Here is a 22,227-nt window from a genome sequence, read left to right as displayed (position 1 = left end):
TGACCGATCACGTGGAGAATGAAAATGAAAATTAACGAGTTTTTTCGACAAGGCTTGAAGAGCAGCCTGGTTGCAATGTTTGTTGCCTGGCCCGCAATTGGTTGGACTGCCACGGTCGCAGACCGCCCGCTGTTTATTGATGCGGCTGTAGATCACAATTTGATGTTCGTGATTGATGATTCCGGCAGTATGGATTACGAGATCATCGCTCCCGGTGTTGGAGTTCGCGGGAGTGTGACCAATTACTACCTGTTTAATCCTGGCTATAACCGACCTTACACAGATGGTGATCGGCTTTACGATTCGTGGTACGGATTCAGCAAGCGTCACTATTATCTCAGATCCGGTGTTTACAATTACCAATATTACGACCCGAATGCAGAATATAAACCGTGGCCGTCTGGTTCGAACTCTACGTTCGCGGATGCAGATATTACTGATGCTGAAATGGATGCTGGTTTCGGTAGCCAGTCTGAAAGCTATGATCTGACAGCAACAGGTACGCTCGGTGTGGGATCGGATAACATTCCGGCTACGTTTTTTGTTGTTAATAAAACGGCCGAGGTTTTCGAAACAGGCACACGATACGAGGAATGCTCGTCGCAATGGGATGGTATCTCCGACGATGGTTACTGCTATAAAACGAAATGTTTTTTTGGTATTTGCTGGAATGAACTTGCTGACAAACGCCAGCCAATAATTTCAGGAGATACCAAGCTATTCTCGTGCGCCAATGTAGCCTCGAACGAATACAACGACTGGCGTCAAGAAAACAAACCTTATCTTTTCAAGGATGCCTCGGGAGCCGTTATTCCCTCCAGAAAGATGGGGTTTGCCCCGGATGGAGCCTGTATCCAGAGACTGGAGTTGGTCGATGACACCAGCGGCGATAACAAAGCCGAAGTTTATGCCGCATTGAATGGCACCGGCTCCGTGAATGACTTTTTTGCAGACCAGCAGCAGAACTTTGCTAACTGGTTTTCCTATTACCGTCGCCGTCATCAGGTTATCCGGGGAGCTGTGGCCGAGTCTGTCAAAGACCTGGAAAATATGCGTCTGGGGATTTTCTGGATTAATGACAGTTCTCCAAGTGTAACTATGTACGATTCAGACTCGAGTGTGGGATCGTTCTTGGACGCCAACTATCGCCGATTTGTCGATGGGACATATAAAAATCTAGGCACCCCGAATCGGCAAGCCCTGAACCGGGCGGGTAAACTGTTTGCTGATGAAAATGTCCGGGGAAAACTCGAATGTCGAAAGAATTTTGCATTGTTGTTCACTGATGGTTACTCCTCGAACCCTGGTGACAGCTGGAGTTTCGGTAATGCCGATAAGGATGCAGATGCTCCATTTGGTAACAGTAAGTATTCTGGAACCCTTGGTGACATTGCTTACTATTACAACCAGGGGTTGAGAACGTCGGCTGGAGCGATTCTTCCGGGAGGGGAAATGCGTGTGGACGCTGCCTGCGGAACAGGCGCGGAAAAACCCTGGATGGACTGTAACCGGGACTTTCACATGAATACCTTCACGGTCGCTTTGGGAATGCAGGGCGACAAGTTTGCGGGGCTCGGTTATTCCACGGTCAGGGATGCTCATGATAATCCGCCTGACTGGGGAAGCACAGACATGAACGATTTCAGTGACGAACCCCAGATTGATGACCTCTATCACGCGGCAGTGAACGGTAAAGGCGAATATTACGATGCCAAGTCGACAACGGGTCTGGTTAAATCTCTGCAGGCAGCTATAGATGATGTGCAGCAACAACAGGGCAGTGGCTCGAACGTCAGCTTTAACACGACGTCCTTGAAGAGTGGCGGTTATATTTTCAGTGCACAGTTTACCTCCCAGATCTGGACCGGCACCCTTAAGGCTGAAGCGATTGACAAGGATGGCGTTGTATCCACTGAGAAATGGGACGCGGCGACGATTCTCAATGCCAGGGATCTTCAAACCAATCCTCGATTGATTTTGACCAACAACGGTAGTGGTGTTCCTTTTGCGTGGGGCAATCTCACCACCAATCAACAAAACGACCTCAAAGCTGGCGGTTCACCTACTTTGGGGCAGGCGCGCCTGTCTTTCATACGGGGCAACGCCATTACCAGTGCTGAAGGCGTAACGTTCCGGGATCGGAAGAGTCGCCTGGGCGCGATCGTTAACTCGGCACCAGTCTATGTCGGCGAACCCAACCGCATCTGGCCGGATAAAACTATGTTTGGTGCAACACCATACAGCGCGTTCAAAACCAGCAAGAAATCCCGGACGAAGGCCGTCTATGTCGGTGCAAATGACGGTATGCTTCATGGTTTCGATGCGGATACCGGTGAAGAACTATTGGGTTATATCCCGAGTTTCTTGTATTCGAGCAGTGCAAATCAGGGTTTGAGTGCTCTGACTGACCCAAATCTGGATTTCCGGAGTTATGTTGATTTGCCACTCAATACTTCAGACGTATACGTGGATGGTGCCTGGCGCTCCATCGTCATTGGCGGTTCAAGGGGGGCTACCCCGGGAATATTTGCCCTGGATGTTACCGATCCCGCCAATTTCTCGGAGGCCAATGCCGGTTCCACGGTGATGTGGGAGTTCTCAGGCAACAGCAATCTCGGCAATATGACGGAAGCCGTTCAGATAGCTTTGCTGAAGTGGGCAGATGGTGATTATCGTTGGAGTGCTGTATTCAGTAACGGCTATGGAGCACCGAGCGGTAAGAATGGGCTATTCGTAGTCGATATTGAAAACCCGGGCAACTATGAATTCATCGAAGTTGCCAGTGGTGACGGACTATCTGCGCCGCGTCTGGTTGATCATATGGATGTGAACGGTGATCCAAACAGTGATGGCGTTGCCGATCGTATCTATGCTGGCGACCTTGAGGGCCGGTTGTGGGCGATTGATCTTAGTGGTGGTAGAAGCAGTTGGGATGTGCTCTACAATGGCGATCCTTTGTTCGTAGCAAAAGACAATCTCGGCAATGTCCAACCGATTACCACGCAGCCTGATATAGCCAGAAACACCTATAAGAAAAACCTGAATGATCCTAACCTGCTGGTATTCTTTGGTACAGGTAAGTACCTGAATGCATCTGATATCCCGGCTGCGGGCGCAACTTCCCAGACTCAGACGTTCTACGGTATCAGTGACCGTGGAACGGCGGTTGACGCCAACAGCAATGCCCTGGCCCGGGATGATCTTGCCCAACGGACGATCACAGGTGGGAGCGTAACGGTTGATGGCGAGCAACGGCCTGTTCGTAAAACGGATGGTGCCACGCTGGATTGGGCGACCAAGTTTGGCTGGTATGTCGATTTGCCGAGTGACGGCGAACGGCTTTCCGAGTCGCCCGTCGTGCGCGGAGATTATGTCGTCTTCGCCTCTACAATTCCGGTGGGGGGAGACCCTTGTGGCGGTGGTGGCAGCTCCTTCCTTACGGCGCTCCAGTTGGACGGTTCAACAGACTCCAGCGAATCGATCATTGATGTGAATAATGATGGAAAACTGGATGGCGACGATCAGGGCTGGGCAGGTGTGTATTATGGCGACGGGATCATTACCGGCCTCTCATTCATCGATAATCTGTTGATTGCCCCGGATACGGCCGCCAATAAGACACCTTTTCTGACCGATTTTGGCGCTGGTCTAAGTGGCACCCGGCGCGTAGGTTGGCATGAGCTCATTGACTAAAACAGGAACAGCTATGAACAAGGCAGTAAATGCAGGCGCGGGCTATGCCCGCCCTGCGGAGCAGCGTGGTTTTACACTGATAGAGCTGATGATCGTTGTGGCCATCGTCGGTATTTTGGCAGCAATTGCTTACCCGTCGTATCAAAGCTCGGTTGAGAAAAGCCGGCGTTCCGATGCCCAGGCTGCCCTGACCGGGTTTGCGATGGCGATGGAGCGATATTACACAGATAACGGGAATACGTACCAAGAGGCTGCAGCAGGTGACGCAGACTCGGGTAAGCCGAAAAGTGAGGTCTTTCCGTCTGAAGCACCTCTCGATGGCGCAACCAAGTATTACGACCTTAAAATCGTTGCTCTAAAGCCCAGCAGTCGCCATCGGAATAGTTATACGTTGGAGGCCGCGCCGAAAGGTGCCCAAGCGGGAGACGGCAAACTGCAGCTGCTGTCTAACGGCACCCGCCGTTGGCAAAAAGATGGTTCCACCTGGGTGGAGAAGTGGGGGGACTGATTTCTGTTTGGCCTACGGGCAACTCACATTTCGCCCGTAGGCATCTTCGACAATGCCGTCGTTACTGGAGTCCCCGGCCAGTATTGGTCGTCCACCCATGTTAATTCGTATCTGAAAAGCCTTTTCCCGGTTGCCATCGTCGGGACACCATAGCAGATGCCCGATGCTTTCCCGCGCCATCCCCGTGGGCCTGAATCCAAAGTGTTTTCTGATGCCCGTTCTGCCATAGAGCTTGCCTTGATCCGGAGCCTGTAATACTCGAAGAATATTATTCGGAGATGTCAGTTGTCTGGCCCGAGCTGGATCAATAAAGACGGTGAGAGGCTGATTCCAATCACGTGAGCATCGATTACTTCTATCCAGGGGGCACAAGGTGACATTCGAACTTCGGCTAATGGCTTCCGTTCTTGCGTAGCTTATGCCTGTGAGCAACTGGTTGAGCGTGCTTTTTCGATGACTGTCTTCAATGAGTTTACTGAAGGAAGGGAGGCCAATACCCAGCGCGATCGTTAGTATGGTTGTAACGAGCAACAGCTCTATCAGGGTGAACCCCCGATGATATGGTTTTTTCATTTCTACGTCCTTGTTATTGGTGTCCTGGCGATCGTCCTGAAAGCCAGATGAAATTATCTACTCCATTCCCAACTTCTTCAACCGATACCGCAACGCCCGAAAACTGATGCCCAGCCTCTTGGCGGCTGCGGTTTTGTTCCACCGCGTAGCTTCCAGCGCTTTTTCTATAGCCTGGCGTTCAATACCTTCCAGGTAATTCTCCAGGTCAATTTCACCCTCCGGCACCGGGGCAGCCTCAGGCTCGGGTGCGTGCTCTGGGGTTGTTATCCGGGTTGGGCCAGAGCTTGAGCCAGCCGGCGCAACGCCACCGCCCAGGTGAAGGTCTCCGGCATCGATCAAGTCTTCATCGCACAGGGTAAAGGCGCGCTCCAGGATGTTTTCCAGTTCCCGCACGTTGCCCGGGAATGCGTAGCCCCTGAGGCGCTCGATGGCGGCAGGGGTGAGTTTGGCGGGATCACACTCGTACTCGCGCGCAATACGTTGGAGGATATGTTCTGCCAGTAAAGGGATATCGTCTGCGCGAGCCCGGAGTGGTGGCACCGCCAATTCGATAACGTTGATCCGGTAAAACAGATCCTGGCGGAAGTTACCTTCCTGCACCAGTTCCGCAAGATTCTTGTGGGTGGCGCTGAGCACGCGGATATCAACCGGTACTTCTTTGGTGTCGCCTACCGGACGCACCGCTTTTTCCTGGATGGCTCGCAGGAGTTTGACTTGCATGGCCAGGGGCAGATCGGCGACTTCGTCCAGGAACAACGTGCCGCCGTCGGCGGACCGGAACAGGCCCTGCTTGTTTTCAATCGCACCGGTAAAACTGCCTTTCTTGTGCCCGAAGAATTCGCTTTCCATCAACTCAGATGGAATGGCGCCGCAGTTGACGGCGACAAAGGGCCCATCGCTTCTGGGGCCTTGCAGGTGGATCATGCGGGCAACCAGCTCTTTACCGCTGCCGGATTCGCCGCTGATAAAAACCGGTGCCTGGCTTCGGGCGAGTTTTTTGGTCTGGTTTCGGAGCTTGTGGATTTGTGGCGAATCACCCAGGAGCAGGCCGGTTTCGCCCGGGGCTTCGGTCTGTTGGGGCTTGGGTTCCGATAGTTTCAGGGCGCTGTTGACCAGTTCCCGCAGTCGCGGCAGTTCCACGGGTTTGGAAACGAAATCGAAAGCCCCGGCTTTGAGCGATTCAATGGCGGTGTCCATGCTGCCGTAGGCGGTAATAACGGCCACCGGGGTGCAGGGCGTATGTTGTTGAATCCACTGCACCAGTTCAATGCCGTTGCCATCGGGCAGGTTCATGTCGGTCAGGCAAAGCTGTGGGGTGTGTTGTGTCAAAAGATTTTTGGCACTGGCGAGATCCGGGGCGGTGTAGGTGGTGATGCCCATCCGGGTCAGAGTGATTTCCAGCAGATCCCGGATATCCGGCTCGTCGTCAACAATCAGCGCTGTCTGTGTAGTCATTCTGTGTCTTCGGTTCCCTGTTGAATTCAAACGCCCGATGGCCGGCTTGTCAGATCATCCGCCCTGGGTGGGCGAAGGTTATGCGGAAGCGGCACCCCGGTTGCTCATCGTCTACAAGCGACAGGTGTGCCTGGTTGGCTTCGCAAAGCTCCCGGGCCAGATACAAGCCAAGACCGGTGCCGCTCTTGTCGGTGGTGAAAAACGGCTCGAATACCGACTGCCGGTGTTCCGCGCCAATGCCGGGGCCAAAATCCCGGACATCCACATAGGCGCGCTCGCGATCTTCGGTTGCCCCTGCGATTAATTGTATCTGGTTTTGGCCGGTCTGTTGTTTGCTGTACCGCAAGCCATTGTCGCACAGATTCACCATCACCTGCTCAATCTGGCTTTTATCAAAGCGGGCCTGTGGAAGCGGGGCCTCAAGAACCAGTTCGATGGTCGGGGCATCTTCACCCTCGACGGTTTGCAAGAAGTCATGCTGGAATTCTTGCAGCCATTCGCCGACATCGATCAGTTCGGAATTGGCCGCTCGCCGGCGAGACAGGTCCAGCACGTTCTCGATAATGCCGTTCACGCGCCGGGAATGCCGGCGAATGATGTCCAGCATACGCAGGTCACCGTCGTCCAGGTTCGGGGATTCTTCCATCAATTGCGCCGCATGGCTGATGGCACCCAGCGGGTTACGGATTTCATGGGCGATGCCAGCGGTCAGGCGCCCCAGAGACGCCAGCTTCATTTGTTGTGCCTGTTGGGTGACTTTGCTCATGTCCTCGATGAACACCAGAACCAGGTCCCCTTGCTCTTGGTCCAGTTGGGTAAAGTTGGCCTGCAACAGGGGCGATGTGCCAGAAGCCTGGAAGGGTTCAATACGCATATTGGGGTTCCTGAGCCAGGCTTCCAGGCCTTGTCGGAGGGGGGCGGGCAGATGTCTGGCGCGGTGTTCTATGTCTTCCGTATGTGGGCTTGCACCGAACAGCAATTCTTCAGCGGCGGCGTTGGCGAGCCGGATGTGCCCGGCGCGATCGAGTACCAGAATGCCGGTTCGCATACGCTGGATAATCTGCTGGTTGATTTCCTCCAGTTCCTGAAGGCTGCGGGCGCGGCTGCTGGCCAGCGCCTCGCTTCGGATCATCCGCCGTGAAATGCTTTGGAGCACAAAGGCTGCGGCGAAGTAGAGAATGCCCAGAGAGCCTGCCCGAACGATATCATCGGCGGTCCCGTTAATGGCAATGACCGCCCAGCCGGAGATACCCAGGGAGCAGATGGCCGCCAGGGCCGCATAGAAGGTGCCTATCCGGCTGGGCGTCAGAATGTTGCCGGCCGCTACCGATACGATGACCAGATTGGCGAGCCCATTGGTGATGCCGGTGCTGGCCAGTAACAGCCCGTGCAAGACAAGAATATCGATCAGAATGGAAAGCGTGATATGACGTTGCCGGGGCTGAATGCCAGACAGCAGCGCCATGGCGGTAAAGCCGTTGATGGCCAGATAGATCACGATGCCTGCCTGGTAGTATTCCAGCCAGCGAAACTTGGTGTCGGTGGTGAACGGGTCGAAGAACAGCAATCCCAGCAAGACCAGGCTGATCACAACCCGATAGTGATTGTAGATTCGGAACAGCCGGGCCTGCTGCTGCTTTGCCGGGGGCCCGAAGGCGGAGCGTGAAGTGGCTTTGTCTGAAAGGTCTTGGGCCATGGAGCAAATCGTCTGTGTGAGTTCGCGAGAAATCTCGGTTGCTGACGGGTTATAATAGCCTTTTAACGGCAACAAGTTACAGGAGCCAATCCATGCCGCAAGCCGGTCAATCAGCCACGGGCCAAAGTGCCGCAAGAAAACTCCGCGTTGTTATGGCACAACTGGATTTCCTGGTCGGAGATATTCCGGGCAATACCGACCTGATTCTGGATGCGGCGCGGCGTGCGCAGGATGAGCACCAGGCAGACATTGTGGTGTTTCCTGAGCTTTGTCTGACCGGCTACCCGCCGGAAGATCTGTTGTTGCGCCCCAGCCTGGACCTTCGGGTAAATGAGGCGCTGGACAAGCTGCAGTCAGCAGCACTTCCTCTGGCGATGGTGATTGGTGCCCCGGTTCGTTCCGGGGGGCAGCTATACAACGCGGCCCTGGTAATCGAGAGCGGGGAAATTCGCGGCCATTACTTCAAGCGATGCCCACCTAACTATCAGGTTTTCGATGAAAAGCGCTATTTCGCAGACGGCTCCGATACGCTGGTGTTGAGCATCAAGGGTGAATCCGTGGGTATCACGGTGTGCGAGGATTTGTGGAAAGAGGGCCCATTGGAAGATGCCGCGGCCGCTGGTGCGCAGCTGATTCTGAACCTTAACGCCTCGCCCTACGATATCGACAAGCAAGCGCGGCGCAAGGCGCTGTTGGAGCGGAAAGCCCGGGAAAACCAGGTCAGCGTGGTGTACGTCAACCTCGTAGGCGGGCAGGACGAGCTGGTGTTTGACGGTGGCTCGATGGTGTTTGATCACTCGGGCGCGCTCTCGGTTGAGGCGCCGCAGTTTGCCGAGGGGCTGTATCCGGTTGACTTTCTGTGTGAGCACCACTGTCAGCCGATTTCCCGGCCACTGCCGCCAGAGCCGCAACTGGAGGCCAATGTTTACAAGGCACTGGTCACCGGGGTGCGGGATTACGTCAATAAGAATGGCTTCAAGTCGGTGGTGTTGGGGCTGTCCGGAGGCATCGATTCAGCGGTCACGCTGGCGGTTGCCGTTGATGCCCTGGGTAAAGAACGGGTGCGTGCCGTGATGATGCCGTTCCGGTATACCTCCGGTATCAGCCTTGAAGATGCAGAGGCCCAGGCGACTACCATGGGGGTACAGTACGACGTGTTCTCCATCGAGCCAATGTACGATGCGTTCATGGCGGCGTTGGCGGAGCCGTTTGCGGGCACAACCCCCGATACGACCGAAGAAAACCTGCAGGCGCGCCTGAGGGGCGTTCTGCTGATGTCGCTGTCCAACAAGTTTGGTTCGCTGGTGCTGACGACTGGCAACAAGAGCGAAATGGCGGTTGGCTATTCCACGCTTTATGGCGATATGGCAGGCGGCTTTGATGTGCTGAAAGATGTGCCGAAAACGCTGGTCTTCCGCCTGGCCTGGTATCGCAACACGCTGTCGCCGGTTATTCCGGAGCGGGTGATTACCCGGCCGCCCTCAGCCGAACTCGCGCCGGACCAGAAAGATGAGGACAGCCTGCCGGGCTACGATGCGCTGGACCAGATCCTGAATCTGTACGTTGAACGGGATTACAGCGCGGATGCCATTGTCGCAGAGGGGTTTGAACGGGCGGATGTTGATCGGGTGGTGCGGTTGGTTGATATCAACGAATACAAGCGCCGACAGGCCCCGATTGGCGTTCGGATTACCGAGCGAGGCTTTGGCAAAGACCGGCGCTATCCCATCACCAATGGCTGGAAGAGCGGGAAATAACCCCGCTCTTATTCGTCGCCCATCAGGCCGAAGGTCACGACATTGATCAGTGACCGGTTCTGGCGGCGCAGCAAGTCTGATTCGTACTCGCCCTCATCATTGAACGCCTCGCTGTTCGGGGAATTTTTCCTCAGCGTGGCAATCGCGTCATTTGCGCCCTTGTTCAGCTCCAGAAAGCGAAAGGTGTCCGCCAGGATCATCAGTGCCTGCTCCACAGACGGTGATGACGGATAGTTCTCCACCACGTAGCGGGCGCGATTGTTGGCGGCCACAAAGGCTTCCCGCTTGATGTAATAACGCGCGGCGTGCAATTCCAGCTCGGCCATGCGGTTGCGAACGGCGATCATGCGTTGGCGCGCGTCCGCGGCGTATTCGCTGTCCGGGAAGCGGTTCAGCAGCTGCGAAAAATCGCGGAAAGACTGCAGCTGCTCCCCGGGATTGCGCGCCGCCACATCCACCGGGAAATAGCGGGCGGCCAGCCCCAGGTCCAGATTGTAGGAGGCCAGCCCCTTCATGTAGAGCGCATAGTCCAGATGATCGCTTTGCGGGTTAAGGCGCATAAAGCGATCGGCGGCGGCGCGGGCGCCTTCAAGATCGAGGTTCTGGTAGCGAGCGAAGATCAGGTCGAGCTGGGCCTGTTCGGCGTAACGCCCGAAGGGATAGTAAGTCTCCAGTGCGTCAAGATTCTGCTCGGCCTCGTTGAAGTTGCCGGAATTCATGGCGTTCCGGGCATTTTCGTAATAGGTCTGCTCCGGCAGAACTTCCGCCTCTTTCTGGGACGCGCACCCCGCGGCCAGAGCCAAGAGAGTGGAAAGTAGCAGTAATCGAACGACTGATCTCATGCCGGAATCCCGTATAATGGTCGCAACTTGTGATTTGATCAGCCATTGTAACGGGGAAGGCGCCTTGTGTGCAGTGTTTCCCCGGAGTTGGTTGGCGAATCTGACCGAAACGTAACATCGCCGCCCCACTGGCGGCCGCGCACGCCATACTTCAACGGCGAAAATGAGGTTGAATGACTTCCGAGAACCGAATTACCGGCCAATTTATCGTGCCGCCTGAACTCAGCGACAAACGCCTGGACCAGGCGGCTGCCGAGCTGATGCCCGAGCATTCCCGTTCACGCCTGCAATCGTGGATTAAAAACGGCGCTCTGACCGTTAACGGCAAGTCTCGTAAGCCCAGGGACAAAGTGATGATGGGCGATGCCCTGGCGCTGGATGCCGAGCCGGAAGTGCAGGTGACATGGGAGGCTGAGCCCATTAGCCTGGACATCGTCTATGAAGATGAACACCTGCTGGTGATCAACAAGCCGGCGGGGCTTGTGGTGCATCCCGCGGCGGGCCATGCCGACGGTACGCTGGTGAATGCCTTGCTGAATTACGCTCCGGAGGTGGAAAACCTTCCGCGGGCGGGCATTGTCCATCGTCTGGACAAGGACACCTCCGGCATTATGGTGGTGGCCCGCAGCCTGATTGCCCACACGTCTCTGGTGGACCAGTTACAGACCCGCAGCATGGGCCGGGAGTATGAAGCGGTAGTGGTGGGAGCCCTCACCGGGGGAGCTACAGTGGATGCCCCCATTGGCCGGCATCCGCAGGACCGTAAGCGGATGGCGGTGGTTGCCGGCGGCAAGCCGGCGGTGACCCATTACCGTTTGCTGGAGCGCTTTGCGGCCCACACCCTGGTGCGCTGCAAGCTGGAAAGTGGCCGCACTCACCAGATCCGTGTTCATTTGTCTCACGTGCGCCACCCGCTGGTGGGAGACCCGGCCTATGGCGGGCGATTGCGCTTGCCGAAGGGCACAACCGAGGAACTCCGAGAGGTGCTGGCGGTTTTTACGCGGCAAGCCCTGCACGCCCGGCAGTTAACGCTTGAGCATCCGGAAACCGGAGAAACGCTCAGTTGGGAGGTGCCTTTGCCAGACGACATGGTTCATTTGATTGAGGCGTTAAGAAAGCACGCCCGGGAACTGGAAGAACGTGATTTCTGATAATTACATTCTCAGGCCCAGTTGGACTGCACCCGAGTCGGTGCAAGCGCTGGGCACCACCCGGAAGGGTGGGGTCAGTCAGGCGCCATGGGCATCGCTGAACCTGGGCACCCATGTTGGCGATGAGGCCGGGTCGGTCGCTGAGAATCGTCAGCGCCTGGCCCGTTTCACTGGCCTGGACGTCGGTCAGATCGGTTGGTTGAATCAGGTACACGGTACCCGGGTGGTAGAACTTACCCCGGAAACGGTTAAGGGCGTACCGGAGGCTGACGCCAGCTTTACCCGCGTTCCCGGCCTTGCCTGTGCCATTCTGACAGCGGACTGCCTGCCCGTGGTGCTTGCCGATGCCAGGGGGACGGTGGTCGGCGCCGCCCATGCCGGATGGCGCAGTTTGGCCGGTGGTGTGCTGGAAAAACTGGTTACGGCAATGGGCGTGGAGCCCGGAACACTCAGTGCCTGGCTGGGGCCTGCGATTGGTCCGGACAGCTTTGAAGTGGGCCCGGAGGTACGGGATTGTTTTGTTCAGCACAGCCCGCAAGCCGCACGCGCCTTTAAAACCGACGGCGCCCGGCCGGGGCATTTCATGGCGGATCTCTACCGCCTGGCGACCCAGCGCCTGGAACGGGCCGGTGTGAACTCCGTGGCCGGAGGCAGTATCTGTACTGTTCAGGATAAGGAATGGTTTTTTTCATACCGGCGGGATGGACAGACCGGCCGGATGGTCACGCTTATCTGGATCAAAGCCTGAACCTGTCGCCTCAAACGCACCGCCTCTCAGTGCGTTTACTGATGGCCGTCAATTTTCTGACGAATGGCGGCCAGCCCAACTTGAACTCCCCCCACTTGCCCCTACATTAAGTTCAAAGCAATCGGAATATCCGGGCGCAGGCGCCAACGGTATTCATTGAGAATTTGGGGATCAGACCACATGAGAATCGACAAACTGACCAGCAAATTGCAGTCCGCGCTGGCGGACGCTCAGTCCATTGCGGTTGGCAAGGACCACAATTTTATCGAGCCGGTGCACTTGATGCAGGCTTTGATGGACCAGCAGGGCGGTTCCATCAAGCCGCTGCTGAAACAGATCGGCGTTGAGCCTGGCCGTTTGAGGGAGGCGGTTGTCAGGGAAATTGAGAACCTGCCGGAAGTGCAGGGCAATGCCGGCGATGTCTCCATGTCGAATGACATGGGCCGGCTGTTCAATATTTCTGACAAGCACGCCCAGCAACGGAGCGACCAGTTCATCTCCAGCGAGTTGGTTCTGTTGGCGGCGGTTGAGGATCGCGGCTCGTTGGGGCGTATTTTGCGAGAGCAGGGCGTCGATAAGGCGGCCCTTGAAAAAGCCATTGACGACGTGCGAGGGGGTGAATCGGTGAACGATGCCGGAGCCGAAGAAAATCGACAGGCCTTGTCAAAGTACACCATCGATCTGACCGAACGGGCCGAGGCCGGTAAGCTCGACCCGGTGATCGGGCGAGACGACGAGATTCGCCGTACCATTCAGGTTTTGCAGCGCCGGCGCAAGAATAACCCGGTACTGATTGGCGAGCCTGGCGTGGGCAAGACGGCCATTGTTGAAGGCCTGGCCCAGCGCATTGTGAATGGCGAAGTGCCCGAAGGCCTGAAAGACAAGAAAGTATTGTCGCTGGATATGGGCGCTCTGATCGCAGGCGCCAAGTTCCGGGGTGAGTTTGAGGAACGCTTGAAAGCGGTGCTCAATGAGCTGGCCAAGCAGGAAGGGCAGATTATCCTGTTCATTGATGAAATTCATACCATGGTCGGCGCTGGCAAGGCGGAGGGCTCCATGGACGCCGGCAATATGCTGAAGCCGGCACTGGCCCGGGGCGAGCTGCATTGCGTGGGGGCCACCACCCTGGATGAATATCGCCAACACATTGAAAAGGATGCGGCCCTGGAGCGGCGCTTCCAGAAAGTGCTGGTGAGTGAGCCCGGCGAAGAGGACACCATTGCCATTTTGCGCGGCCTCAAAGAGCGGTATGAGGTTCACCATGGGGTTGAGGTGACGGACGGCGCGATTATTGCGGCTGCCAAATTGTCCCATCGTTACATTACGGACCGCCAGTTGCCGGACAAGGCGATTGATCTGGTCGATGAAGCTGCCAGCCAGATTCGCATGGAGATGGACTCGAAACCCGAAGCGCTGGACCGCCTCGAACGTCGGCTGATTCAGTTGAAGATCGAGCGGGAAGCGCTGAAAAAGGAAACCGATGCCGCGTCCAAAAAACGACTGGAAGAGTTGTCTGCCGTGATTGGCGGTGTGGAGCGCGAATACGCGGACCTGGAAGAAATCTGGAACACGGAAAAAGCGGCCCTTCACGGCTCGCAGAAGATCAAGAGCCAGCTTGAGCAGGCGCGGATTGATCTGGAAAACGCCCGCCGCGGCGGCGACCTGGGCAAGATGTCGGAGCTGCAGTACGGCCAGATCCCGGAACTGGAACGCCAGCTGGACATGGCCAGCCAGGCCGAAATGATGGAAATGAAGCTGTTGCGTAACCGGGTAACCGACGAGGAAATTGCCGAGATTGTTTCCAAGTGGACGGGGATTCCGGTGTCCAAGATGCTGGAAGGTGAGCGCGACAAGCTGATGCGTATGGAAGAGGCTTTGCATGGCCGGGTAATTGGCCAGGAAGAAGCCGTTGAAGCGGTTTCCAACGCGGTGCGTCGCTCACGTGCCGGGTTGTCGGATCCGAACCGACCCAACGGTTCGTTTCTGTTTCTCGGGCCCACCGGGGTGGGTAAGACGGAGCTCTGCAAGGCGCTGGCGTCTTTCCTGTTCGATACCGAGGAAGCCATGGTACGCATCGATATGTCCGAGTTCATGGAGAAGCATTCCGTGGCTCGCCTGATTGGTGCGCCTCCGGGGTACGTGGGGTATGAGGAAGGGGGTTATCTGACCGAAGCCGTGCGCCGCAGACCCTATTCGGTGTTGCTGCTGGACGAAGTTGAAAAGGCTCACCCGGATGTCTTCAACGTTTTGTTGCAGGTTCTGGATGATGGCCGCCTGACCGATGGCCAGGGGCGGACGGTGGACTTCCGCAATACTGTGGTGGTGATGACCTCCAACCTGGGTTCCCACATCATTCAGGAGAAAGCCGGGGAAGAAAACTACGAGGATATGAAGTCTGCGGTGATGGAGGTGGTCGGAACCCATTTCCGGCCCGAATTCATTAACCGGGTTGACGATGTGGTGGTCTTCCATCCGCTGGCTGAATCCCAGATTCAGGGCATTGCCAGAATTCAGATTGAGAATCTGGCCCGCCGCCTGACAGATCAGGACATGAAGCTGGAGCTTGGGGACGATGTGATGCAGCTGCTCGCGGAAGTGGGGTACGACCCGGTTTACGGTGCACGCCCGCTCAAGCGCGCGATTCAGCGGATGATCGAAAACCCGTTGGCGCAGCGGTTGTTGCAGGGTGAGTTTGTGCCGGGTGACACCATCCGTGCAACCGTTCAGGAAAACCAGTTGGTGTTCACCAAGACGGGCGGATGATAGCCGTTTGCTCCGGGTGAGCATGAAAAAGGGCGGTTGGCCGAAGCCTCCGCCCTTTTTCTTTTTTACTTACCAGGCATGAGCGCCTAGCGCTCGTCGTCGCCTTGTGCGCCGCAGTTTTCGTCTTCGATTTCCTCGAATTTTTGCCGCTGCTGTTCAATTTCTTCGGGGGTCAGATAGCGTTGCTCGCCATTTTCTTCCACACGAATGCGGGCGTTGCTGTTGATAACCCGGAGATTGGAGCGTGCGGTGGCACAATTGGCTTCCCGTTGTTTACGGCGAGCCTCTTCAACCGCGGACTCTTCCCGTTGCTGTTGCTCTGCCGCCTGCTGCTCCTGCAAGTCACCCAGTTGTTCCTGGGCGCTTCGGCGCTGGCCACCCGAGCCCTGGCTGGTGCCGGAACGCACATTGACCTGTTCGGCGCTCTGGCCCGTTGGCTGGCGGTCGCCAAAGTGGGTTACCCCATTCTCGTCGGTCCATTTGTACACCGAGGCACTGTTTGCGAGGCCGGGGGCCGCTGCCATCAGTGCGGTTAGCAATAATATTTTTCGATTCATCTGTCTGCTCGCCACTGTGTTACTCGCTGGGGCCATCATGCCATTGCCTGGCGCAATTTTCTTGTCCCTGGTTCAAAATCTTGTACGCGAACCGATCCGGTATGGCAACCAGAGCGGAAATTGCCGGCAATTAGGCTGCGACGACTATTGACAGTGAGTTTCCCGCTGTCAGAATTACCGATTGCCTGAAGACTGGGGTCAATACGGCAGGCAATCCCGAGCGAGTATCCCCCGTTAATCACCACACTGTGCTTGCCAGCGTCTGGCAGGCCTTGGTTGTTGCTTACTTGCAACCCGTTGATTGGCCATTTTCCGCAACCCTCAGGATAGTGGCTGGCCAGGAGACAACCTCTTAATTCTGGTGTGGAGGAGTAAGCCGGTTCCGCTTTCACAAGAAGCAGGGAAACCGAGAATCCAGGCAACCGGGGGCGTACCCCGGCTCATTCACTCGTAGAAGAGGGTAGAAAATCGTGGAGTTATTGTCTGGCGCCGATATGCTGATCCGCTCCCTGAAAGATGAAGGGATCGAATACATATACGGCTATCCGGGTGGTGCAGCCCTTCATATTTATGATGCGCTGTTCAGGCAGGACAAAGTCAAGCATATTCTGGTGCGGCACGAACAGGCGGCGGTCCACATGGCCGACGGCTATGCCCGTGCAACCGGAAAACCAGGTACCGTACTGGTGACCTCGGGTCCTGGAGCCACCAACACCATTACCGGCATTGCCACCGCGTTCATGGATTCCATCCCCATGGTGGTTCTGTGTGGCCAGGTTGCATCCACTCTGATTGGTGAGGATGCATTCCAGGAAACAGACATGATCGGTGTCTCCCGTCCGGTGGTTAAGCACAACCTCAGTGTGCGCCATCCCGGGGAAATCCCCGAGGTTATTCGTAAGGCTTATTACATAGCGGCCACAGGTCGTCCTGGCCCGGTTGTGGTTGATATCCCGAAAGATATGACCACGCCGAACGAGCGCTACGAATATTCCTATCCGAAAAAGATCAAGTTGCGTTCCTACAACCCGGCCATTCGTGGCCATGCCGGCCAGATCAAGAAAGCGGTCGATATGCTGATGGCGTCCCGCCGGCCAGTGATCTATGCCGGTGGCGGCGTTGTTTTGGGTAAAGCCAGTGATCAGCTTACCGAGTTGACGCGACTGCTCAACTTTCCCATCACCAATACGCTGATGGGCATCGGCTGCTATCCCGCGTCAGACAAGCAGCACCTGGGTTGGCTGGGTATGCACGGTACCTATGAAGCCAATATGGCGATGCATCACTCAGACCTGATTCTCTGCATAGGTGCCCGTTTTGATGACCGGGTAACCAACGCAACAGAGAAGTTCTGTCCTGGCGCCCGCATAATCCATATCGACATTGATCCGGCATCGATTTCCAAAACGATCGATGCCGATGTGCCCATCGTTGGCCCGGTTGATGCCGTGCTCAAGGAGATGCTGTCTCTGGTGAAAGAATCCAAAGACACGCCGGATGCCGAGGCCTTGGCCGCCTGGTGGAAGCAGATTGATGAATGGCGCGCGTTCCATGGTATGCGCTATGAAACAAGCCCCGATGTGATCAAACCCCAGGAAGTTATCGAAATGCTGTGTCGGCTCACCAACGGCGAAGCATTTGTGACCTCTGATGTGGGGCAGCACCAGATGTTTGCGGCGCAGTACTACAAGTTCAACAAGCCCAATCGCTGGATCAACTCCGGTGGTCTGGGCACCATGGGCTTTGGCCTGCCAGCCGCCATGGGCGTGAAGCTTACCCACCCGGATGACGAAGTGCTTTGTATTACCGGTGAGGGCAGCATCCAGATGAACATCCAGGAGCTGTCGACCTGTAATCAGTACAACCTTCCGGTGAAGATTATCAACCTGAACAATCAGGCTTTGGGTATGGTGAAGCAGTGGCAGGATATGAATTACGAGTCACGCCACTCCCAGTCTTACATGGAGTCCCTGCCGGACTTTATCAAGCTGGCGGAATCCTACGGCCATGTGGGTGTAAGGATTGACCGCAAAGAAGACCTTGAGCCCAAGTTGAAAGAAGTTCTGGCGATGAAAGACAAGCTTGTGTTCGTCGATATTTATGTCGACCGGTTTGAGCACGTCTATCCGATGCAGGTGGCCCGCGGATCCATGAAGGATATGTGGCTCAGCAAGACGGAGAGGGTGTGATCATGCGTCGAATCATTTCTGTTTTGCTGGAAAACGAGCCGGGCGCGCTGTCCCGCGTGGTCGGTCTGTTCTCGCAGCGCAATTACAACATAGAAACACTGACCGTAGCGCCGACCGAGGACGAAACCCTGTCACGCCTGACCGTCACAACCACAGGCTCGGATAAGGTCATCGAGCAGATTACCAAGCAGTTGAACAAGCTGATCGAGGTGGTCAAGCTGGTGGATCTGACTGAGGGCGCCCACATCGAGCGGGAGCTGATGCTGGTCAAGCTTAAGGCGACCGGCTCCCAGCGCGCCGAGATCAAGCGCACCGTGGATATTTTCCGGGGCCAGATCGTGGATGTCACCAGTTCCGTGTACACCGTGCAACTTGCCGGTGACAGCGACAAGCTGGATGGCTTTATCCAGGCGATCGGAACGTCAGGCGTGCTCGAGGTTGTCCGGACCGGTGTTTCTGGTATTGCCCGTGGCGAAAAGGTTCTCAGCCTGTAAAGGCTGCCAAAACAAATCGAAAACCATGGCCTTCCGGGGCCATTTCATACAATAGAGGTTTCTCATGCAGGTTTATTACGATAAGGATTGCGATCTTTCCATCATCCAGGGCAAGAAAGTTGCCATTCTTGGCTTTGGTTCCCAGGGGCACGCGCACGCGTGCAACCTGAAAGAATCCGGTGTTGATGTGACCGTTGGTCTGCGTCCAGGCTCCTCGTCCATCGCCAAAGCCGAAGCCTACGGCCTGAAGACCAGCGATGTGGCGTCGGCGGTTGCCGCTTCTGACGTGGTCATGGTTCTGACTCCGGACGAATTCCAGGCCCAGTTGTATCGTGAAGAGATCGAACCGAACCTGAAGCAGGGTGCAACCCTGGCGTTCGCCCATGGTTTTGCCATTCACTACAACCAGATCGTTCCCCGCAAAGACCTGGACGTTATCATGGTTGCCCCGAAAGCGCCGGGCCACACCGTGCGTACCGAGTTCACCAAGGGCGGCGGTATTCCCGACCTGGTTGCTATCTTCCAGGATGCGTCTGGCAGCGCCAAAGATCTGGCCCTGTCCTACGCCAGCGGTATCGGTGGCGGCCGCACCGGCATCATCGAAACGACCTTCAAAGACGAAACCGAGACGGATCTGTTTGGTGAGCAGGCGGTTCTGTGTGGCGGTGCGGTTGAGCTGGTTAAAGCCGGTTTTGAAACTCTGACCGAAGCAGGTTACGCGCCGGAAATGGCATACTTCGAGTGCCTGCACGAGCTCAAGCTGATTGTTGACCTGATGTATGAAGGCGGTATCGCCAACATGAACTACTCCATCTCCAACAACGCCGAGTACGGCGAGTACGTAACCGGCCCGGAGGTGATCAACGCTGAGTCCCGTGAAGCCATGCGCAATGCACTGAAGCGGATTCAGAGCGGTGAGTATGCCAAGATGTTCATTTCTGAAGGGGCTCTGAACTATCCGTCGATGACTGCCCGTCGTCGTCAGAATGCCTCCCATGAAATTGAAGTGGTCGGCGAGAAGCTGCGCTCTATGATGCCGTGGATTTCCGCCAACAAGATCGTGGATAAAGACAAGAACTGATCCCGATTTTAGGTGAGGTTTGCAAACGCGGCCCCTTGTGGCCGCGTTTTTCGTTTATACTCCGCCCAAATGCTTTCCGGAGTTTATGGAATGACTGAAGAAAAGAGCACCGTGGAAAAATCCGACCCAAAGCGAAATCCAGAGCCTGACATTGAGCCGGGCGAGGTTGTTGAAGAAGAGTTGATTGAGGGCGCAAAAGTTCGCCGCAAGGGTATTTATCTGCTGCCCAATGCGCTGACTACCGCTTCCCTTTTCTCGGGTTTTTACGCGATTGTTTCCGCCGCAAATGGCGTGTTTGATAACGCTGCCATTGCCATTTTTGTGTCGATGATTCTGGACGGCCTGGATGGCCGCGTCGCCCGGATGACCAATACCCAGAGCAAGTTTGGCGAAGAGTACGACAGCCTGGCCGACATGGTTGCGTTCGGGGTGGCGCCCGGTTTGGTGGCGTTTTTCTGGTCGCTTAACGGTCTCGATAAAGTGGGCTGGGTGGTTACCTTCATTTATGTGGCCGGAGCAGCCTTACGGTTGGCCCGGTTCAATACCCAGATCGGTTCGGTCGATAAAAAGTATTTTGTGGGCCTGGCCAGTCCTGCTGCCGCGGCCTGTGTTGCCGGCCTGGTGTGGTGTTTCCACCGTTTCGAGCCCTCAACCTGGCTTTCGCTGCTGACGATCATCGTGGTAGCTGGCACGGGTGTGATGATGGTCAGCAACATCCTGTACCGCAGTTTCAAGGATCTTGATTTGCGGGGCAGGGTACCTTTTGCGGCGATTCTCCTGGTTGTGCTGGTGTTTGTGGTGATCGCGATTGATCCGGCTGCCGTATTGTTCACCGGGTTCCTGATCTATGCACTGTCCGGCCCGCTCCGGGCGCTGTTCCGCCGCAAACCCGGGCGAGCCGGGTAACGACTGTCTTCCGGCCGGCCCCTCGGCCGGGAATTTTCTCGGGAACCTCCGGTCACTTACCTCACGTAATGAGTTGGAGATTCCCGATGCTTTTCAAGCGCAGCCCCTCCTGGGCCATTCCTGAATCTGCCGTCACGCCAGAATCGGTCTATTTGAACCGCCGAAAATTCATGGCCGGAACCCTTGCGTCGGCGGCGGCGCTGGCGCTGCCCGGAGTGCTGAAGGCAGAGGGCGCGAATATTCCTGGTGAAACATTGCCGTTTACTGCGATGCCGGAATTTTCAACGAACGAAGACAAGGCGCCCTACGAGGCGGTGACTTCTTACAACAACTTTTACGAATTCGGCACAGGCAAGGGCGACCCCGCGCGTTATGCCGATGCTATGTCTGTTGACCCCTGGTCGATCGCCGTGGAAGGCGAGTGTGCAAAGACCGGTACTTATGCCCTGGAAGATCTGCTCAGCCCCGGGGATTATCAGGAGCGGATTTACCGGTTGCGTTGTGTTGAAGCCTGGTCAATGGTGATTCCATGGGTGGGTGTGCCGCTGGCGGATGTACTTAAGCGGCTTGAGCCGACCTCGAAAGCAAAATACGTTTACTTTGAAACCCTGCACGATCCGGATCAGATGCGCGGGCAGCGTTCCATGTTCAGTGTTATTGACTGGCCCTATAGAGAGGGGCTCAGAATGGATGAAGCCATGAACGAATTATCGTTTCTGGCGGTCGGCCTCTACGGTAAAACACTGCCAAACCAGAACGGCGCCCCTGCGCGCCTGGTGATTCCCTGGAAGTACGGTTTCAAAAGCATCAAGTCCATTGTCCGGATCCGGTTCATGGAGGGGCGGCCGAAAACCAGCTGGGAGATGATCGCGCCAGAGGAATACGGTTTTTATGCCAATGTGAACCCGGAAGTGGACCATCCTCGCTGGAGTCAGAAGCGTGAGCGCCGATTGCCGTCGGGATTGTTGAGCCCCAACTGGATTGAGACTGAGAAGTTCAACGGTTATGGCGAGCAGGTCGCCGGGCTCTATAAAGGCATGGACCTGTCCAGGTATTACTAATGGCGGCCAAAGGTTCCAGGCGGTTCCCCTACACCACGGTCAAAGGCTTCCTGTTGCTAATCTGTTTGATCCCTCTTTTTCTGATTGGATGGGATCTTCGTAATGGCAGCCTGGGGCCTGATCCGGGGCAAACCATAACCGAGACTTTGGGGATAACGGCTTTCCAGTTGCTCCTGATAACGCTTGCTATATCGCCATTGCGAAAGTTAACCGGTTGGGCCGGTTGGCTTCGGTTCCGGCGAATGCTCGGGTTGTTCGTCTTTTTCTACGCCTCATTGCATCTGCTGGCGTTCCTTCAGTTTATTCTCGGCTGGTTTGATCTATGGGACACTTTTACCAAGCGCCCCTATATCATCGCCGGGGCGCTCGCATTCGTGTTAATGATTCCTTTGGCCTTTACGTCCACTAAAGGAATGATGAAAAAACTGGGCCGACGCTGGAAGCCCGTGCACCGGCTTATATACAGTTCGGCGGTTTTGGTCTGGATCCATTTTCTGTGGCAGGCCAGAAGCGACATCACTGAAATGGTGTTGTATGGCGTGGTTTTGGCAATATTGCTCGCCGCTCGGGTGTATTGGTCTGGGCTATCGGCGCTGGTGCCTTTGAAAAAGGTCGGAAATTGATCGGAAATTGCACGGGTTGAGTGTAATCTGAGCACTCGCATAGGTGGAAACCGAAGTCATCGAAAATAAGTTGGAAACGGTCGTTGACAGGTTCGGTGAGGTCTGTAGAATGCGCATCTCTTTCGAGGGG

General features: G+C 56.0%; 17 protein-coding genes. 12 read left to right on the top strand and 5 right to left on the bottom strand.

Going from position 1 to position 22,227, the window contains the following annotated elements; all coding sequences use genetic code 11:
• The first annotated feature begins 24 nt into the window (after positions 1-24).
• Together ACP2AU_RS15750 and ACP2AU_RS15745 are read left to right on the top strand one after the other, a co-directional pair.
• Positions 25-3,693, top strand: coding sequence for a pilus assembly protein (locus ACP2AU_RS15750; protein ID WP_426377172.1), 3,669 nt, complete (start codon positions 25-27; stop codon positions 3,691-3,693).
• A gap of 13 nt (positions 3,694-3,706) precedes the next feature.
• Positions 3,707-4,201 (top strand): type IV pilin protein, encoded by a 495-nt coding sequence (locus ACP2AU_RS15745; RefSeq protein ID WP_426377171.1) that lies wholly within the window; start codon positions 3,707-3,709, stop codon positions 4,199-4,201.
• A gap of 12 nt (positions 4,202-4,213) precedes the next feature.
• Here ACP2AU_RS15745 and ACP2AU_RS15740 read toward each other — a convergent pair whose 3' ends face one another.
• From ACP2AU_RS15740 to ACP2AU_RS15730, 3 genes are read right to left on the bottom strand one after another with little or no spacing between them, the layout of a single operon-like run.
• Positions 4,214-4,774 carry a GspH/FimT family pseudopilin gene (locus ACP2AU_RS15740; protein ID WP_426377170.1) on the bottom strand — a complete coding sequence of 187 codons (561 nt, stop codon included), beginning with the start codon at positions 4,772-4,774 and terminating at the stop codon, positions 4,214-4,216.
• Between the two features lie 57 nt (positions 4,775-4,831).
• Positions 4,832-6,229, bottom strand: coding sequence for a sigma-54-dependent transcriptional regulator (locus ACP2AU_RS15735; protein WP_426377169.1), 1,398 nt, complete (start codon positions 6,227-6,229; stop codon positions 4,832-4,834).
• Between the two features lie 49 nt (positions 6,230-6,278).
• Positions 6,279-7,925, bottom strand: a complete 1,647-nt coding sequence (locus ACP2AU_RS15730; protein ID WP_426377168.1) for an ATP-binding protein — start codon at positions 7,923-7,925, stop codon at positions 6,279-6,281.
• Between the two features lie 92 nt (positions 7,926-8,017).
• Between ACP2AU_RS15730 and ACP2AU_RS15725 the strand changes: the two genes are divergently transcribed.
• The gene (locus tag ACP2AU_RS15725) at positions 8,018-9,682 is read left to right on the top strand and encodes an NAD+ synthase (protein ID WP_426377167.1); all 1,665 of its coding nucleotides are present in this window, start codon (positions 8,018-8,020) and stop codon (positions 9,680-9,682) included.
• A gap of 8 nt (positions 9,683-9,690) precedes the next feature.
• On the opposite strand, the gene ACP2AU_RS15720 is transcribed toward ACP2AU_RS15725, so the two are convergent.
• Positions 9,691-10,524, bottom strand: a complete 834-nt coding sequence (locus ACP2AU_RS15720) for an outer membrane protein assembly factor BamD (protein ID WP_426377166.1) — start codon at positions 10,522-10,524, stop codon at positions 9,691-9,693.
• Between the two features lie 173 nt (positions 10,525-10,697).
• Here ACP2AU_RS15720 and rluD point away from each other — a divergent pair, with 173 nt between their 5' ends.
• The 3 genes from rluD to clpB all read left to right on the top strand — a co-directional run bounded on the left by rluD (position 10,698) and on the right by clpB (position 15,186).
• On the top strand, positions 10,698-11,675 hold the full coding sequence (rluD, locus tag ACP2AU_RS15715) for a 23S rRNA pseudouridine(1911/1915/1917) synthase RluD (RefSeq protein WP_426377165.1): 978 nt from the start codon (positions 10,698-10,700) through the stop codon (positions 11,673-11,675).
• The gene (pgeF, locus tag ACP2AU_RS15710) at positions 11,665-12,423 is read left to right on the top strand and encodes a peptidoglycan editing factor PgeF (RefSeq protein ID WP_426377164.1); all 759 of its coding nucleotides are present in this window, start codon (positions 11,665-11,667) and stop codon (positions 12,421-12,423) included. Before rluD ends, pgeF begins: the two co-directional genes overlap by 11 nt.
• Positions 12,424-12,603: 180 nt before the next feature.
• Positions 12,604-15,186 (top strand): ATP-dependent chaperone ClpB, encoded by a 2,583-nt coding sequence (gene clpB / locus ACP2AU_RS15705; protein ID WP_426377163.1) that lies wholly within the window; start codon positions 12,604-12,606, stop codon positions 15,184-15,186.
• Between the two features lie 86 nt (positions 15,187-15,272).
• Here clpB and ACP2AU_RS15700 read toward each other — a convergent pair whose 3' ends face one another.
• On the bottom strand, positions 15,273-15,743 hold the full coding sequence (locus ACP2AU_RS15700; protein ID WP_426377162.1) for a DUF4124 domain-containing protein: 471 nt from the start codon (positions 15,741-15,743) through the stop codon (positions 15,273-15,275).
• Between the two features lie 470 nt (positions 15,744-16,213).
• Here ACP2AU_RS15700 and ACP2AU_RS15695 point away from each other — a divergent pair, with 470 nt between their 5' ends.
• The 6 genes from ACP2AU_RS15695 (at position 16,214) to ACP2AU_RS15670 (ending at position 22,097) form a co-directional block, all read left to right on the top strand.
• The gene (locus ACP2AU_RS15695; protein ID WP_426377161.1) at positions 16,214-17,932 is read left to right on the top strand and encodes an acetolactate synthase 3 large subunit; all 1,719 of its coding nucleotides are present in this window, start codon (positions 16,214-16,216) and stop codon (positions 17,930-17,932) included.
• Between the two features lie 2 nt (positions 17,933-17,934).
• Positions 17,935-18,426 (top strand): acetolactate synthase small subunit, encoded by a 492-nt coding sequence (gene ilvN, locus ACP2AU_RS15690; RefSeq protein WP_426377160.1) that lies wholly within the window; start codon positions 17,935-17,937, stop codon positions 18,424-18,426.
• A 64-nt stretch (positions 18,427-18,490) separates the two neighbouring features.
• Positions 18,491-19,507, top strand: a complete 1,017-nt coding sequence (gene ilvC, locus ACP2AU_RS15685) for a ketol-acid reductoisomerase (protein ID WP_426377159.1) — start codon at positions 18,491-18,493, stop codon at positions 19,505-19,507.
• A gap of 90 nt (positions 19,508-19,597) precedes the next feature.
• Positions 19,598-20,413, top strand: coding sequence for a CDP-diacylglycerol--serine O-phosphatidyltransferase (gene pssA, locus ACP2AU_RS15680; RefSeq protein ID WP_426377158.1), 816 nt, complete (start codon positions 19,598-19,600; stop codon positions 20,411-20,413).
• Between the two features lie 86 nt (positions 20,414-20,499).
• Complete coding sequence (gene msrP, locus ACP2AU_RS15675) at positions 20,500-21,474, top strand: protein-methionine-sulfoxide reductase catalytic subunit MsrP (RefSeq protein WP_426377157.1); 975 nt, start codon at positions 20,500-20,502, stop codon at positions 21,472-21,474.
• Positions 21,474-22,097 (top strand): sulfite oxidase heme-binding subunit YedZ, encoded by a 624-nt coding sequence (locus tag ACP2AU_RS15670; RefSeq protein ID WP_426377156.1) that lies wholly within the window; start codon positions 21,474-21,476, stop codon positions 22,095-22,097. Before msrP ends, ACP2AU_RS15670 begins: the two co-directional genes overlap by 1 nt.
• The last annotated feature ends 130 nt before the right edge of the window (positions 22,098-22,227 follow it).

Source organism: Marinobacter sp. VGCF2001, from assembly GCF_049943275.1.
Classification (GTDB): domain Bacteria; phylum Pseudomonadota; class Gammaproteobacteria; order Pseudomonadales; family Oleiphilaceae; genus Marinobacter.
The sequence above is the reverse complement of the archived record's forward strand: the minus strand, read 5'-3'. Positions and strand labels throughout refer to the sequence as shown.